This window comes from Streptomyces sp. NPDC001970 (genome assembly GCF_053594115.1).
In genome coordinates this window covers 91,721-106,862 of record NZ_JBSFDW010000003.1, presented here as the reverse complement: position 1 = coordinate 106,862, position 15,142 = coordinate 91,721, and the positions used below count along the sequence as shown (strand labels likewise).

Annotated in this window: 11 protein-coding genes; 6 read left to right on the top strand and 5 right to left on the bottom strand. The window is 70.8% G+C overall.

The annotated features are described in order from the left end of the window. Nucleotides 1-158: 158 nt before the first annotated feature. The 4 genes from ACWCP0_RS05030 to ACWCP0_RS05015 form a co-directional block, all read right to left on the bottom strand. Nucleotides 159-791, bottom strand: a complete 633-nt coding sequence (locus ACWCP0_RS05030; protein ID WP_451077474.1) for a DUF2567 domain-containing protein — start codon at nucleotides 789-791, stop codon at nucleotides 159-161. 46 nt (nucleotides 792-837) lie between these two features. Then, on the bottom strand, nucleotides 838-1,677 hold the full coding sequence (locus ACWCP0_RS05025) for an ABC transporter permease (RefSeq protein ID WP_451077473.1): 840 nt from the start codon (nucleotides 1,675-1,677) through the stop codon (nucleotides 838-840). A 205-nt stretch (nucleotides 1,678-1,882) separates the two neighbouring features. Next, the gene (locus ACWCP0_RS05020; protein ID WP_451077741.1) at nucleotides 1,883-2,857 is read right to left on the bottom strand and encodes an ABC transporter ATP-binding protein; all 975 of its coding nucleotides are present in this window, start codon (nucleotides 2,855-2,857) and stop codon (nucleotides 1,883-1,885) included. A 37-nt stretch (nucleotides 2,858-2,894) separates the two neighbouring features. Continuing rightward, nucleotides 2,895-4,160 carry an NYN domain-containing protein gene (locus ACWCP0_RS05015; protein ID WP_451077472.1) on the bottom strand — a complete coding sequence of 422 codons (1,266 nt, stop codon included), beginning with the start codon at nucleotides 4,158-4,160 and terminating at the stop codon, nucleotides 2,895-2,897. Between the two features lie 222 nt (nucleotides 4,161-4,382). Here ACWCP0_RS05015 and ACWCP0_RS05010 point away from each other — a divergent pair, with 222 nt between their 5' ends. Further along, nucleotides 4,383-4,556 carry a hypothetical protein gene (locus tag ACWCP0_RS05010; RefSeq protein WP_451077471.1) on the top strand — a complete coding sequence of 58 codons (174 nt, stop codon included), beginning with the start codon at nucleotides 4,383-4,385 and terminating at the stop codon, nucleotides 4,554-4,556. A gap of 108 nt (nucleotides 4,557-4,664) precedes the next feature. Here the strand turns inward: ACWCP0_RS05010 and dnaE are convergent, their stop codons facing one another. Further along, on the bottom strand, nucleotides 4,665-8,207 hold the full coding sequence (gene dnaE, locus ACWCP0_RS05005; protein ID WP_451077470.1) for a DNA polymerase III subunit alpha: 3,543 nt from the start codon (nucleotides 8,205-8,207) through the stop codon (nucleotides 4,665-4,667). A 170-nt stretch (nucleotides 8,208-8,377) separates the two neighbouring features. On the opposite strand from dnaE, the gene ACWCP0_RS05000 reads away from it, so the two are divergent. The 5 genes from ACWCP0_RS05000 (at nucleotide 8,378) to ACWCP0_RS04980 (ending at nucleotide 14,920) form a co-directional block, all read left to right on the top strand. Further along, a complete protein-coding gene (locus ACWCP0_RS05000; protein ID WP_451077469.1) occupies nucleotides 8,378-9,706 on the top strand; it encodes a DUF2252 domain-containing protein in 1,329 nt (442 codons plus the stop codon). Between the two features lie 201 nt (nucleotides 9,707-9,907). Continuing rightward, complete coding sequence (locus ACWCP0_RS04995) at nucleotides 9,908-10,591, top strand: hypothetical protein (protein ID WP_451077468.1); 684 nt, start codon at nucleotides 9,908-9,910, stop codon at nucleotides 10,589-10,591. A gap of 50 nt (nucleotides 10,592-10,641) precedes the next feature. Next, entirely contained in the window at nucleotides 10,642-11,454 is an 813-nt protein-coding gene (locus ACWCP0_RS04990) for a thioredoxin domain-containing protein (RefSeq protein WP_451077467.1), read from the top strand. Between the two features lie 115 nt (nucleotides 11,455-11,569). Then, the gene (locus ACWCP0_RS04985) at nucleotides 11,570-13,231 is read left to right on the top strand and encodes an alkaline phosphatase D family protein (RefSeq protein ID WP_451077466.1); all 1,662 of its coding nucleotides are present in this window, start codon (nucleotides 11,570-11,572) and stop codon (nucleotides 13,229-13,231) included. A 126-nt stretch (nucleotides 13,232-13,357) separates the two neighbouring features. Further along, on the top strand, nucleotides 13,358-14,920 hold the full coding sequence (locus ACWCP0_RS04980; RefSeq protein WP_451077465.1) for a serine/threonine-protein kinase: 1,563 nt from the start codon (nucleotides 13,358-13,360) through the stop codon (nucleotides 14,918-14,920). Nucleotides 14,921-15,142: the final 222 nt, after the last annotated feature.

Genomic DNA, 15,142 nt, shown 5'->3' with positions numbered 1-15,142 from the left:
GGACGGACACACCACCCCACCCGGCGGTACCGGGCACGACCAGGGGGTCTGGGGGCTGCCCCCGGTTCGGGAAGGGGCGGGGCGGGGAAGAAGCACCGCGCAGCGGACCCCCACCCGCGCCGGCCCCGCTCCGGGCCACTGCAGCGCCGAGCGCCGCGTCAGCCCCGGTCGTCGCCGGGAAGCGGCTGAGCCGGCCAGTCAGGCTCCGGGTCGCGGGGCCCGAAGAGGGCCGTGAGGGCCAGGTGGACGACCATCGAGGCCACCGGCCACGCCAGCAGCGCCGCACGTGAGCGGAGCTGCAGCGGCGCGTCGAAGGTGACGCCCTCGCCCACCGCCCGCGCATGGGCGACGACGTCGTGCTCGGGACCGAACCAGTAGCCGATCCCCCAGCCCAGCGCCGAAGCCGCAAGTCCGCCCAGCGCCAGCGCGGCGACGAGCGCGATCCCGCCGCGCCGGTGCACCAGGAAGACCACTGCCGCGCAGAGCACCCCGAAGCCGAGCGCCAGCAGCACGAACGTGCCGTCCGCGCCCGCCGCCTCCTCGCCCTCCGTGTCGACGACGAAGACCGCCTTGCCCGTGGAGATCAGCGCCACGCGCGGCGCGAGCCACAGCCACAGCAGGCCGAGCGCGACACCGGTCAGCGCCACCACCGGCAGGACGATGGCGGCCAGTCGCAGCTCCCTCTTCATGTCCTGCCCTTCTCCGTCCCCCACGGCGAAGGGGTACGGGTGGTTCCAGGGCGCGTTGTGCGGCGGAGGCTGGTGAGGCGGCGTCAGGGGTGCTGTCACCATGACATCGTGCCAAACGTCCCTGTGGCGCGCCTCACCGGACCGCGCCTCACCGGACCGCGGCCCTCCGGTACGCCCATGTCGCGACGCCCAGTGACGCCACGCCCACGACCGCGCAGACCACGAGGTCGAGCGCCACGGCAGGCCAGTCCGGATGTGCGTCGAAGGTGCGGGCCATCGCCTCGACCCCGTACGTCGACGGCAGCAGATCCCGTGCGTACGCGATCGGCTCCGGCAGCCGTCCGGCCGGCAGCACGCCCAGCAGCAGGGCCGCGGACATGCCCAACTGGCCCAGCAGCGTGGCGAGTTCCTGGCGGGGTGCGAGCAGCCCGAGCGCCGCGCCGAGCCCGGCGAGCGCCGCGCCCGCGAGCGGGATCACGGCGGCCAGCACCCACAGATGCGTGAGCGGCAGCCCGAAGAGCACCGAACCGATGACCGCGGTCACGACGGTCCCGGGCACGGTGAAGGAGGCGTACGCCCCGGCCGCGCCGAGCACCACCGCCGCGGGCGGCACGGGCAGGGTCGCGTAGTGGTCGAGGCCGCCCCCGGCCCTGAGCTGCCCGAAGTACTGGGCGAGCAGATTGAGCGCGACGAACGCGACGACCAGCACGGACGACCCGGCGACGACGGCGCGCGCCTCTGCACCGCCGTCGACGACGCCCCGCATCAGCACCATGATGCCGACGGACTGGAAGGTCGCCACGAAGAGCAGCGGAATCCGGGCGACCCGCGCCCGGGACAGCTGGGCGCGGTACACCGCTGCGAGCGCGGGCAGCAGCCGGGCGCGCGGCGCGAGCGGCGCGGCGCCGCCGCCGGACCCGGCACGGGCGTCGGCGGCCTGCGCCCGGCGCACTTTCGCGGACACGGCCTCCGCAGGCACGATGCTCACCTGGCGCTGCTCCTGTTCAGTACATACGGCCTCGTGTACGGCCTCGGCCTCACTGTGCCACCCCCGGCGCGGTCCGGCGCGCCCCGGCGCGGCTGTCCGGCTCCTCCGGCAGGCGTGCGCCGCCCACCGCCGGGCGCCGTACCGTACGCGCACAGCGGGCCGACGCGGGCGCGTCGCCGGCCGGGCGCGTGCAGGGACGTGAGCCTCACGCCTTCACCAGCCCTCTCGTCGCGTGCCCGCCCAGCGCGAGGTACACGTCCTCCAGGCTCGGCGTGGCCAGCGTGAAGTCGTCGAGCGCCGCGAACGCCTCTCCACCGGTCACCGCGGCGACCGCCGCCCGGGCCTCGTCCGGGGCGAGGCGCAGCACCCAGCGGCGGCCCGACTCCTGGGCGGAGGCCCGCAGCGCGGCGACCTCCGGAACGTCCAGGGGCGCCCGATCGCGCCAGACCAGCTCGACCCGTACCTCTCCGGCCACGCGTTCCTTGAGCCCCGCGGGCGTGTCGCAGGCGATGACCCTGCCCCGTTCCAGGACGGCGACGCGGTCGAGGACGGTCTCGGCCTCGATGACGTTGTGGGTGACCAGGAGCACCGTCGCGCCGTGCTGGGCGCGCCGCCGGTCCACCGCGGCCCATACCGCGCGCCGGGCGACCGGGTCCATTCCGGCGGTGGGCTCGTCCAGCACGAGGACGGGCCGCTCGCCGACCAGCGTGGCCGCGAAGCACGCCAGCCGCCGCTGCCCGCCGGACAGCTTCTTCAGGGGCCGCCCGGCCAGTCCGGTGAGCCCCAGCTCTTCCAGTACGGTGTCGCGCTCGGCGCGTGCCTCCCGTACGCCGAGGCCCCGCAGCCGCCCGGTCGTCTCCGCGGCCAGCCCGACGGTCAGCTCGTCGAGCGCGGTGGACTCCTGGCCGAGATAGCCGATGAGCCGGGACGCCCGCTCGGGGTGGCGTACGAGATCGTGGCCGAGGACCTCGACCGCGCCGGAGTCGGGGCGCATCAGACCGGTGAGCTGGCGGACCAGGGTGGACTTCCCTGCGCCGTTGGGGCCGAGCAGTCCGAAGATCTCGCCGGTGCGCACCACCAGGGAGATTCCGTCGTTGGCCCGCACCTCGGGCGTCGCGGGGGTCCCCCGCCGGGCACGCGCGGCGGGGTACGTCTTGACCAGATCCCGCACCACGCACACCGTACTCACGAGGGACGAGCCTACGGGGTCCGCGGGCCTACTCCCCCGCGGGGGCGTGTTCCGCGGCCGCCCGCACGTCGATCTCGCGCCAGAATCCGGCCCGGATGGCATAGCGGTCGTGCTCGTCGATCTGGTCGTCCTTGTGGGCGAGGAGTCCGAACCGGGCCGCGTACCGCAGCAGTTCGCCGTCGATGCGGTGCGGGATGCGCGGGTACATGGTGGACAGCTTCTGGACGTGCCCGGGGTCCGGGAGCCGCTCCATCCAGCGCCGTGCGAAGACCTGTCCGACCTCGTAGGGGTCGCCGCCGACGGTGGTGATGTCCTCCTCGCGGTCGGCCCAGCGCTGCTCGGCGCTGGTGAGCTGGGCGAGCGTGGGCAGCGACGCGGTCTCGGGCGACTCGCCGAGCGCGCCGCCGCCGGGCCGCTCGATCCAGCCCTTGTCGGACGACCAGCGCAGCGTGGCGCCCGCCGGTTGCCGGTCGGCCGGCGTGGCCGGGCCGCGCAGGCCCGCGAGGTCCTTGGGGGTCGGCACGCCCTTCCCCGCTGGTCCCACCTGGCCGGCGGGGGTGGCACCCGCCGCCGCGGCCGGAGCCGACGAACCGTTCCGCACCTCCGCCACCTGAGCACGGGCCGCCTCGTCGGCCCGCTCCGCGGACGCGGCGAGCGCCGCCTCGGGCAGCGGGGCGGAGAGGATCGCCGCGATCTCGGGGCGGGGTGCGGGCGGCGGGGCACAGACGCCGCCGAGGTCCTTGGCGCGGACCGCCTGGGTGATCCAGGCCCGGTCGAGGACACGCCGCTCGTCGGCCTCGGCGACGAGGTCCTCCGACTGGTTGTAGTCACCGTCGGCGGCCTGGACGGCCCAGAGATGGACGGCGACTCCGTGTTCCTTGGCCGACATGAGGCCCGGCAGCAGATCGCCGTCGCCGGTCACGAGCACCACGTCGGAGCAGGCGCGGTTTCTGGCCAGTTCGGTCAGCTCGGCATGCATCGCGGCGTCGACGCCCTTCTGCGCCCAGCGGCCGTCGCTGCGGGTCAGTGCGCCGAGCCGGACGGTGACCCGGGGCATGACCCGCAGCCTGCGGTGCTCGGGCTGAGGTACGCGGTCGGGGGCGCCGTCGAACCAGTAGATGCGGAGCAACGGGCGTTCCGTATCGGCCTCGGCCCGGTCGCGGAGGGCCTGGATGAGGGCGGCGTGGTCGACGGTGATACGGGAACGGGCCGGTTCTCCGGCGAGGAGACTCGCGGCGGCGCCCAGCAGATAACCGGCGTCCACCAGGACGACGCAGCGGTCCACGTGTTCCACCCTCTTTCGGGAACCTCGGGATCGGAAGTTGCTTCGTGTTTCCTTCGAGTCTGCCCGACAGCCGGAGGGTTGACGGCCGGAACTCGATCATCGGCGTGGCGATTGTGAAGCCGCACCGTAACAGCAGCCCGTTACTCACCGCAATGATCCGAAATGCGGCGTATAGACGCCTATGTGAGTCTGATGGCGGCCCTGGCCCCTAGATGACACAGGAGGCAGACCATGGCCAAGAACAAGAACCGTGAACGTAAGCCGCAGACCGGCTCGCAGGCCGAGCGCGGTACCCAACAGGCCCGCAGCTCGTCGATGGAGGCACAGGCCGAACAAAGGGCCACGCAGATAGCCTCCGGCGACCCGGCGCACAAGGGCCGTCAGAAGCGTTTCGGCCACAACTGAGGCTCAGCGCCGCGTCGCCGCAGGCACGCGTGAGGGGCGCACCCATGACGGGTGCGCCCCTCAGATGCGTTCATGCCCTGGCCGCGGGCGGGGCCGGCGGCCGCGGCGTCAGCCTGCGAGACAGGACGGGCCGAGCAGCACCTTCAGATCGCCGAAGAGCGCCGGGTCCGGCTGCACCCGGTGCCGGTCGAGGCGGAGCACGGTGGTCTTGCGGGCGCCCTGGAGCTTGATCCGTACCTCCGTGTTGCCCTTGTGGTGGCCGAGGATCTCGCCGAGCCGGCCGACCATGGGCGGGGTGACCTTCACCGTGGGAATGGTGATCACCACAGGCGCGTTGGTGCCCGCCGACGACAGATCGGGGACCATCAGCTCCATCGCGACGAGCCGCGGCACGTCCTCGCGCTTGTCGAGCCGGCCCTTGACGAAGACGACCGTGTCCTCGACGAGTTGCGTGGACACCAGTTGGTACGTCGCCGGGAAGAACATGCACTCGATGGAACCGGCCAGGTCCTCGACGGTGGCGATCGCCCACGCGTTGCCCTGCTTGGTCATCTTCCGCTGCAGGCCCGAGATGATTCCGCCGATGGTGACGACCGCCCCGTCCGCGTGCTCGCCGCCCGTCAGCTGGGAGATCGCCGCGTCCGACTTGTCGCTCAGGACATGCTCGATGCCGAAGAGCGGGTGGTCCGAGACGTACAGACCGAGCATCTCGCGCTCCTGCGCGAGCAGATAGGACTTCTCCCACTCGATGTCGGAGAACTCGACGTCGAGGCCGAAGCCCGGCTCGCTGCTCTCCTCGTCGCCCATGCCGCCGAAGAGGTCGAACTGCCCCTCGGCCTCCTTGCGCTTGACCGCCACCACGTTGTCGATCATGGGCTCGTGGTGGGCGACCAGGCCCTTGCGGGTGTGGCCCATCGTGTCGAAGGCACCGGCCTTGATGAGCGACTCGATGGTGCGCTTGTTGCAGACGACCGCCTCGACCTTGTCGAGGAAGTCGGGGAAGGAGGAGTACTTCCCCTTGGACTTGCGGGACCTGATGATCGACTCGACGACGTTCGTGCCGACGTTGCGGACGGCGGAGAGGCCGAAGAGGATGACGTCGTCGCCCTGGGCCGCGAAGTTCGACTCGGACTCGTTCACATTGGGCGGCAGGACCTTGATGCCCATGCGGCGGCACTCGTTCAGATAGACCGCGGACTTGTCCTTGTCGTCCTTGACCGAGGTGAGCAGCGCGGCCATGTACTCGGCCGGGTAGTTGGCCTTCAGATACGCGGTCCAGTAGGTGACCAGGCCGTACGCCGAGGAGTGCGCCTTGTTGAAGGCGTAGCCGGCGAACGGCACCAGGACGTCCCAGAGGGCCTGGATCGCCGCGTCCGAGAAGCCGTTCTTGCGGGCGCCCGCCTGGAAGATGCCGAAGTTCTTCTCCAGCTCCTCCGGCTTCTTCTTGCCCATCACGCGGCGCAGGATGTCGGCCTCGCCCAGCGAGTAGCCGGCGACGATCTGGGCGGCCTTCTGCACCTGCTCCTGATAGACGATCAGGCCGTAGGTGAGGCCGAGCGTCTCCTTCAGCGGCTCCTCGAGCTCCGGGTGGATAGGAGTGATCTCCTGCCGCCCGTTCTTGCGCTCGGCGTAGTTGATGTGCGAGTTCATGCCCATCGGGCCCGGCCGGTACAGGGCCGAGACGGCGGAGATGTCCTCGAAGTTGTCGGGCTGCATCTGGCGAAGCAGCGAGCGCATCGGGCCGCCGTCGAACTGGAACACGCCGAGCGTGTCGCCGCGGCAGAGCATCTCGTACGTCTTGGGGTCGTCGAGCGGGACGTCGAGCAGCTCCAGCTTGACGCCCTTGTTGGCCTCCACCATCTTCACGGCGTCGTCCATGATGGTGAGGTTGCGCAGGCCCAGGAAGTCCATCTTCAGGAGGCCGAGCGACTCGCACTGGGGGTAGTCCCACTGCGTGATGGTGACGCCGTCGGTGTGCCGCACCCAGATCGGGGCGTGGTCGACGATGGGTTCGCTGGACATGATCACGCCGGCGGCGTGCACGCCCATCTGCCGGACCAGGCCCTCGACGCCCTTGGCGGTGTCGATGACCTTCTTCACGTCCGGCTCGTTCTCGTACATCCCCCGGATCTCGCCCGCCTCGTTGTAGCGCGGGTGCTCGGGGTTGGTGATGCCGTCGAGGTCGATGCCCTTGCCGAGGACGTCGGCGGGCATGGCCTTGGTGAGGCGGTCGCCCATCGCGTACGGGTAGCCCAGCACGCGTGCGGAGTCCTTGATCGCGTTCTTGGCCTTGATCTTTCCGTACGTGCCGATCATGGCGACCTTGTCGGCGCCGTACTTCTCGGTCACGTACCTGATCACTTCGACGCGCCGGCGCTCGTCGAAGTCGATGTCGACATCGGGCATGGAGACGCGCTCTGGGTTGAGGAACCGCTCGAAGATCAGCCCGTGCTCGATCGGGTCGAGGTCCGTGATGCCCATCGCGTACGCCACGATCGAACCGGCCGCTGAGCCTCGGCCGGGGCCGACCGCGATGCCGTTCTTCTTGGCCCACATGATGAAGTCGGCGACCACGAGGAAGTAGCCCGGGAACCCCATCTGGATGATGACGTCCATCTCGTACTCCGCCTGCTTCTGGCGGTCCTCCGGGACCCCGTTCGGATAGCGGCGGTTCATGCCGCGCCGCACTTCCTCCCTGAACCAGGTGACTTCGGTGTAGCCCTCTTCCGGGATCTCGAACTTCGGCATCAGGTCGCGCTTCTCGAACATCCCGGTGGTGTCGATCTGCTCGGCGACCAGCAGCGTGTTGCGGCAGCCCTCCTGCCAGGCGTCGGACGAGTCGATCGCGTACATCTCGTCGGTCGACTTCAGGTAGTAGCCGGTGCCGTCGAACTTGAAGCGGTCCGGGTCCGACAGGTTCTTGCCGGTCTGGATGCACAGCAGCGCGTCGTGGGCGGTCGCCTCGTGCGCGTGCGTGTAGTGCGAGTCGTTGGTGACCAGCGGCGGGATGCCGAGTTCCTTGCCGATCTTCAGCAGGTCGTCGCGGACGCGGCGCTCGATGTCGATGCCGTGGTCCATCAGCTCCAGGAAATACCGGTCCTTGCCGAAGATGTCCTGGTACTCCCCGGCCGCCTTGCGGGCCTCCTCGTACTGGCCGAGGCGAAGGCGGGTCTGCAGCTCTCCCGAGGGGCAGCCGGTGGAGGCGATGAGCCCCTCGGACCACTGGGAGATGGTCTCCTTGTCCATGCGCGGCCACTTCTGCAGCCAGCCCTCGGCGTAGGCGTCGGAGGAGAGCCGGAAGAGGTTGTGCAGGCCGGTGCTGTTCGCCGCCCAGATCGTCTTGTGGGTGTAACCACCCGAACCGGAGACGTCGTCCTTCTTCTGGTGGGGCTGGCCCCACTGGATCTTCCGCTTGTTCCGCCGGGACTCCGGCGCCACGTACGCCTCGATGCCGATGATCGGCGTGACGCCCGCCTTCTTCGCGGTGAAGAAGAAGTCGTAGGCGCCGTGGAGGTTGCCGTGGTCGGACATGGCGATGTGCGTCATGCCCATGTCGTTGCAGGCCTTGAACATGTCCTTGAGCCGCGCGGCACCGTCCAGCAGGGAGTACTGGGTGTGGACGTGCAGGTGCGTGAACGGCGGCTTTGACACGGCTTGGCCTCCAGGAGAAACGCTCGGCGACAGGCTGCGGACAGTCTGGGTGGACAGCGTCGAAGTCTATGCCTCCCCACTGACAGGGGCGGGGCACTCCGGAGTACCGTCGCGCGTTGAGCGGGACGGAACACCCGTCCCTTTTGTCATGTACCAGGAGGCACTCAGCGATGTCGGTCCACCAGCCCACGGCTGACGAGCGCGGCGAGGAGATCCTCGCGGTCTTCGACACCGCCTTCGGCGAACTCCTGGCCGCCGACCCGGCCGCGTTCCGGGTGAAGTTCCGCAAGATGGCGGCCTCCGCCTTCGCGTTCTACCGGGGCACGGCGTGCCTCTTCTACGCCGACCTGGAGCGCGAGCAGAACGCCGGGCCGTACCTGGACGAGCGCACGAGCCGGGTGTGGATCCACGGCGACCTCCACGCCGAGAACTTCGGCACGTACATGGACGCGAACGGCCGGCTGATCTTCAACGTCAACGACTTCGACGAGGCCTACGTCGGCCCCTTCACCTGGGACGTCAAGCGGCTGTCCGCCTCGCTGGCGCTGATCGGCTACACGAAGGCGCTCAGCGACGAGCAGATCACCGACCTGGTGCGGGTCTACGCCGCCGCCTACCGCGAGCGCATCCACGCCCTGGCGACCGGCGCCAAGAACGACGAGGTGCCGCCCTTCTCCCTGGACACCGCCCAGGGCCCGCTGCTCGAGGCGCTGCACAGCGCCCGGGCGCTGACCCGCTTCGGGCTGCTGGACTCGATGACGGAGATCCGGGACTACGAGCGTCGCTTCACCGAGGGCGGCGGCGCGATCGAGCTGGACGCCGCCACGCGGTACAAGGTGCTGGCCGCCTTCGACGGCTATCTGGAGACCCTGCCCGAGTCGAGCCTGTCGCGCCCCGACTCGTACCGGGTGAAGGACGTCGTCGGGCGGCGCGGCGTCGGCATCGGGTCGGCCGGTCTGCCCTCGTACAACATCCTGCTGGAGGGCAACAGCGACGCCCTCGAGAACGATGTCGTGATCTACATGAAGCAGGCCCAGACCCCGGCGGTGTCCCGGCACATCAGCGACGAGCGGGTCCGGGGCTACTTCCAGCACGAGGGCCACCGCACGGTGATCTCGCAGCGCGCGCTCCAGGACCACGCCGACCCGTGGCTGGGCTGGACCGAGCTGGGCGGTGCCGGCCAACTGGTCGCGGAGGTCTCGCCGTACGCGGTGGACCTGGACTGGTCGGACATCGACGACCCGGCGGAGATCGCGGCGACCGTGGCGGACCTCGGCCGGGCGACGGCCACGATGCACGCGGCGGCGGACGACGAGAGCGGCCACTCGCTGGTGCCGTTCTCCACGGAGCGGGCCATCGACGCGGCCATCGCGGCCGACGAGGACGGCTTCGGGGAGCTGCTGGTGGACTTCGCGCACGGCTACGGCGCGCGGGCGCGGGCCGACCACCAGATCTTCGTGGACCTCTTCCGGAACGGAAGGATCCCCGGCCTGCAGTAGGGCCGAAGCGAGCCGGGCCGGCCTTGCCGGGTCCGGTTTCCGGGGTCCGGGTCCGGGTCCGGCCGCCCGGTCCTCAGGGACCGCGTACCGTCCTTAAGGACCGTTTACGGCGGATCGTGGCACACTCCCTTCGACGATGCTGCGTTTCCCGGGGACGCCCCCGGGCCCCGGCAGAAGAAGACATCCGGCAGGCAGGATCCTTTGCACACAGGCGACACGAGGCTCAGGGGGCTGCGGGCAGCGATCTTCACGGCACTCGTCGTGACGCTGTCCGTGGCTTCGCATGTGCTGCTCTCCCACGTGGCGCTGCCCCTGATCACCGTGGGCGCCGTCACCGCCGGCGTGTTCCTGATCGCGTACGCCCTGGCCGGCCGGGAGCGCGGATACGGGTCGATCGCCGCCGTGCTCGTGCCGCTGGAGCTGGCCGCGGACACCGTCTTCACCACGGGGCAGCACGTCTGTTACGGCGTCGCGGGCGGACCGGTCGCCGGTTCGCTGCGCGCGGTCGGAGTGGATGTGCTGTGCGGCGGCGCCGTCGGCGACCCGCTGCCCGGTGTGACCGCGTCCGAAGGGCGCCTCGCCACGCTGCTCAACTCGCCCGACCCCGCCGTGCCCTGGCTGCTGCTGGCCGCGCATGTGTCGGTCGGGCTGCTCGCCGCCGCCTGGCTGCGGCACGGCGAGTCGGCGCTCGCGTGTCTGCTGCGCGCCGTGGCCGCGTTCGCCTTCCGGCCGCTGCTGATCGCCGTGGCCGCCGTGGATGCGCGCACCGGACGGGTGCGCCGCGCGGTACGGCCCGCCGACGTGGCGCCCTCGGGCAGGACCCGCCTTCTCGTGCACTCCGTGGGACGGAGGGGACCGCCGCTCCAGGCTCTCGCCCTTGCCTGAAATCGGTAGTCCCCCTCCCTCCTGAACCATCGAACACGGAGCAGATCCTCATGAGTGCACGCAACAGCCAGGCCACCAAGGCAGCCGCCCGCGAGCGCCTTCGCGCGGAGCGCGAGCGCCAGGCCAAGAAGGACAAGATCAGGCGGCAGATCATCGTCGGCCTCTCGGTCGTCGGCGTACTGGCCGCGGCAGGCGGCATCGGCTACTTCGTCGTGCAGGCGAACAAGCCCAGTGCGTGGGAGGCCGCCAAGAGCGCGAAGGTCGTCCCGCCCAAGAACAGCGAGGGCGAGAACGGCACGACCGTCGTCATCGGCAAGCCGGAGGCGAAGAAGACGCTGGAGCTGTACGAGGACTCGCGCTGCCCGGTCTGCGCGACCTTCGAGCAGGCGGTCGGCGAGACGGTCAAGAAGGACGTCGACGCCGGCAAGTACAAGATCAAGTACATCGGTGCGACCTTCATCGACAACGCCGTTCCCGGTGAGGGATCGAAGAACGCCCTCTCGGCGCTGGGCGCGGCGCTCAATGTGAGCCCCGAGGCCTTCATGGAGTACAAGGCGGCCCTCTACTCCGAGAAGTTCCACCCGGAGGAGCGCGACGACAAGTTCGCCAAGGACGACTACCTCATCGAGGTGGCGGACTCGGTGCCCGCGCTGAAGAGCAACGCGGCCTTCCAGAAGGCCGTCAACGACGGCACGTACGACGCCTGGGCGCTGAAGATGTCCGCCACGTTCGACTCCAGCGGTGTGGAGGGCACTCCGACGCTGAAGATGGACGGCAAGAAGCTCACCGTCGAGGGCAGCGACAACTCGCCGATGACGGTGGATCAGTTCAACGCCGCGATCGACAAGGCCCTCCAGGCGTGACGGTGCACGCCAGGACCCTCACGGGGTAACGCCGTACGGCGCTTGACGAACGGGCGGACGAACTTTCCTGAATTCGTCTGCCCGTTCGCCTTACCGGTCAGTAGTCTGACCGGCCGTGACCAGTAGACTCACCACAACTCCCAGCCGCCGCACGGTCGTCAAGGCCGCTGCCGCCACCGCTGTCGCCACCACCGCTGTCGCCGCGCCCGCACTCGCGGCCGCCTCCTCCGCCGCCGCTGCCGACGGGCAGGGTCCGGTCTTCCTCCATGGCGTCGCCTCGGGCGACCCGCTCCCCGACGGCGTACTGCTGTGGACCCGGGTCACGCCGGCTCCGGACGCCGTGCCCGGCTCCGGCAGGGGTCCCGCCACCGAGGTGAGCTGGGAGGTCGCGGAGGACAAGGGCTTCGCCACTGTCGTCGCCGGCGGCCGGACCACCACCACCGCCGCCTCCGACCACACCGTCAAGGTCGACGTGAGGGGTCTGCGCCCCGCCGCCGTCCACTACTTCCGCTTCACCGCCGGTACCGCGGTCTCCCCCGTCGGCCGCACCCGCACCGCGCCGGCCACGGACGCCGTCGCGCCCGGTGTGCGCTTCGGTGTGGTGTCCTGCGCCAACTGGGAGTCGGGCTATTTCTCCGCGTACCGCCATCTGGCGGCCCGCGCCGACCTGGACGCGGTCCTCCATCTCGGCGACTACATCTACGAGTACGGGTCCGGCGGCTACCCGGCCGAGCAGTACGTCGTACGGCAGCACGAGCCCCGGCACGAGATCCTCACGCTCGCCGACTACCGCACCCGCCACGGCAAGTACAAGACCGACGCCGATCTGCAGTCGCTGCACGCCGCCCACCCGCTCATCGCGATATGGGACGACCACGAGATCGCCAACGACGCCTGGGCGGGCGGCGCCGAGAACCACACGCCGGGCACCGAGGGCGACTACGCGGCCCGCGCCGCGGCCGCCAAGCAGGCGTACTTCGAGTGGATGCCCGTGCGCGCCTCGACCGAAGGCACGGTCTACCGCCGGCTGCGCTTCGGCAGGCTGGCCGATCTGCATCTGCTGGACCTGCGGTCGTTCCGCTCGCAGCAGGCGTCCGTGGGCAGCGGCTCGGTCGACGACCCGGAGCGCACGATCACGGGCCGCGCCCAGCTCGACTGGCTCAAGGCGGGTCTCGCTTCCTCGGACGCGACCTGGAAGCTGGTCGGCACGTCGGTGATGATCTCACCGGTCGCCTTCGGTTCCGTGCCCGCCCATCTGCTGGAGCCCATCGCCGGACTGCTCGGCCTGCCCAAGGAGGGTCTCGCGGTCAACGTGGACCAGTGGGACGGCTACACGGACGACCGCAAGGAACTGCTGAAGCACCTGACGGACCGCGGGATCAGGAACACCGTCTTCCTCACCGGCGACATCCACATGGCGTGGGCCAACGACGTACCGGTGAAGGCCGCGACGTATCCGCTGTCGCAGTCGGCCGCCACCGAGTTCGTGGTGACCTCGGTGACCTCCGACAACCTGGACGACATCCTGCATGTCGCCCCGGGCACGGTCTCGCTGGTGGCGCAGACCGCGGTGAAGGCCGCCAACCGCCATGTGAAGTGGCTCGACATGGACAGCCACGGATACGGCGTCCTCGACGTGACCGCCGAGCGCTCGCAGATGGACTACTACACGCTCTCCGACAGGACGAAGGCCGACGCGACGGCCGCCTGGGCCCGCTCGTACCGGACGCTCAACGGCACACAGAAGGTCGAGCGCGTGAGCCGGCCGGTGCTCTGAGGGTGAGATTCAGCCACGGTGAACGCTGACGAGGAGGCTCGCGAGGCGGCGGGGCGAGCGCCCATGGGTCCGTCGCCCCGCGTACGTTCCGGGCGGACCGACCCCGGCCTCCTCTAGCCTGGCGCCATGAATGCGCCGGGGGACCTGATCGACGGGCGGTTCGAGCTGATCGAGCGGCTCGGCAGCGGAGGCATGGGCACGGTGTGGCGGGCTCGCGACACCGTGCTCCACCGCGAAGTGGCCCTGAAGGCCGTCAGATCCGACGCGGGAGCGTCCGGCGCCGTGCGCGAGCGTGTGCTCCGCGAGGCCCGGGCGCTCGCGCGGCTCAGTCACCCGCATGTGGTGACGATCCATCAGATCGTGGACGCCGATCCGGAGCCGCATCCGTGGATCGTGATGGAGCTGGTGCCGGGGGTCTCGCTCCAGGACCGGCTCGACCGGGGCCCGCTGAGCCCGGCGGAGGCGGCGCGCATCGGCCGCCAGGTGCTCTCCGCCCTGAGCGCCGCGCATGCGGCGGGCATCCAGCACCGCGACGTCAAGCCCGCCAATGTGCTGCTGAGGCCCGACGGCAGTGCGGTGCTCACGGACTTCGGGATCGCCGCGCTCGAGGGCTCGACGTCGCTGACCGTGCCCGGCGAACTCATCGGATCGCCCGAGTACATCGCCCCGGAACGGGTCCGGGGCCGCGACGCCGCGACCTCGCCCCTCGGCGCCTCCGACCTCTGGTCGCTGGGGCTCGTGCTGTACGTGTGCGTGGAGGGCGTCAGTCCGCTGCTCCGGGCGACGACCCTGGCGACGCTCGCGGCCGTGCTCGACGATCCGGTGCCCCCGCCGATGCGCTCGGCACAACTCGCACCCGTCCTGCACGCGCTGCTCGTACGCGACCCGGCGGCGCGGCCCGACGCGGTGCGGCTGGACGCCATGCTGGCGCAGGTCGAGTCGGGTGCGACGCCGTACTGGGCGCAGCCGACGCTGACGACGCCGGTGCCGCAGGAGCCGGTGCCGCCCGTCCCGACGCAGCTGGACAGCCCGCGGCCGACGGTCCCTCAGCCACCGCGGCCTCCTGCCCAGGTGCCGGACCGGCAGCCCAGCCGTACGCCCGTGGTCGTCGCCGTGATCGCGGTGGCCGTGGCGATCACCGCGGCGACGGCGCTGGTGCTTTCGCTGCGCGACGCCGGGACGGAGACCACGGGGGGTGCGAAGGGCTCCGGCGGCACGGGCAGTACGCATACGGCTCCTGCCACGCCGGCGTCGAGCGCATCTCCGAGCACGTCTTCGCGCACGTCGTCGAGCCCCTCACCGACGCCTGCGCCTTCGGTGACCCGGTCGTCCGCGCCGGCCGAGACTCCGCCGCCGCCCTCGGGCCAGTGGATCGCCCAGCTCTTCTCCGAGCCCGTCGCCTCCGGCACGGCCGCCCGGGACCGGCGCCTCGCCAGCGTCCGCAGGACCGTGCCCGAGGCCGTGTTCGTCCGCAGCGACGACTACACCTCGCTGCGCCCGGGCTACTGGGTCCTCTACGCCCCGGGGCCGTTCGCCGACGGCCGTGCCGCGCTCGCCTTCTGCGCCGAGCGCGGCCGGACGTCCGCGAACACGTGCATCGGCCGCTATCTCAGTACCAGTCCGTCCGATTTCGGACTGCAGTGCCGTCCGCCCGCGAGTCGGCCGTCGGGCCGCTGCACCCGGTCGTAGAGCCCCTGGAGCCCGTAGGCCGTGGAGTCCGCAGGCCCGTGGAGCCTGCAGCGGCGCGGCTCCTGGATCCGTAGTTCGCAGGTCCCTCGTTCGTGAAGATCGAGCGGTCGCAGCCGGTCAAGTAGCGGTCGACTTGGGTGCGCATGTATCCCTGTCCGCTCGACAGCGGCCGGGAACGGACAACGATCATGCGTCGTGCCGTCACTAACGGGTGACCTGCGA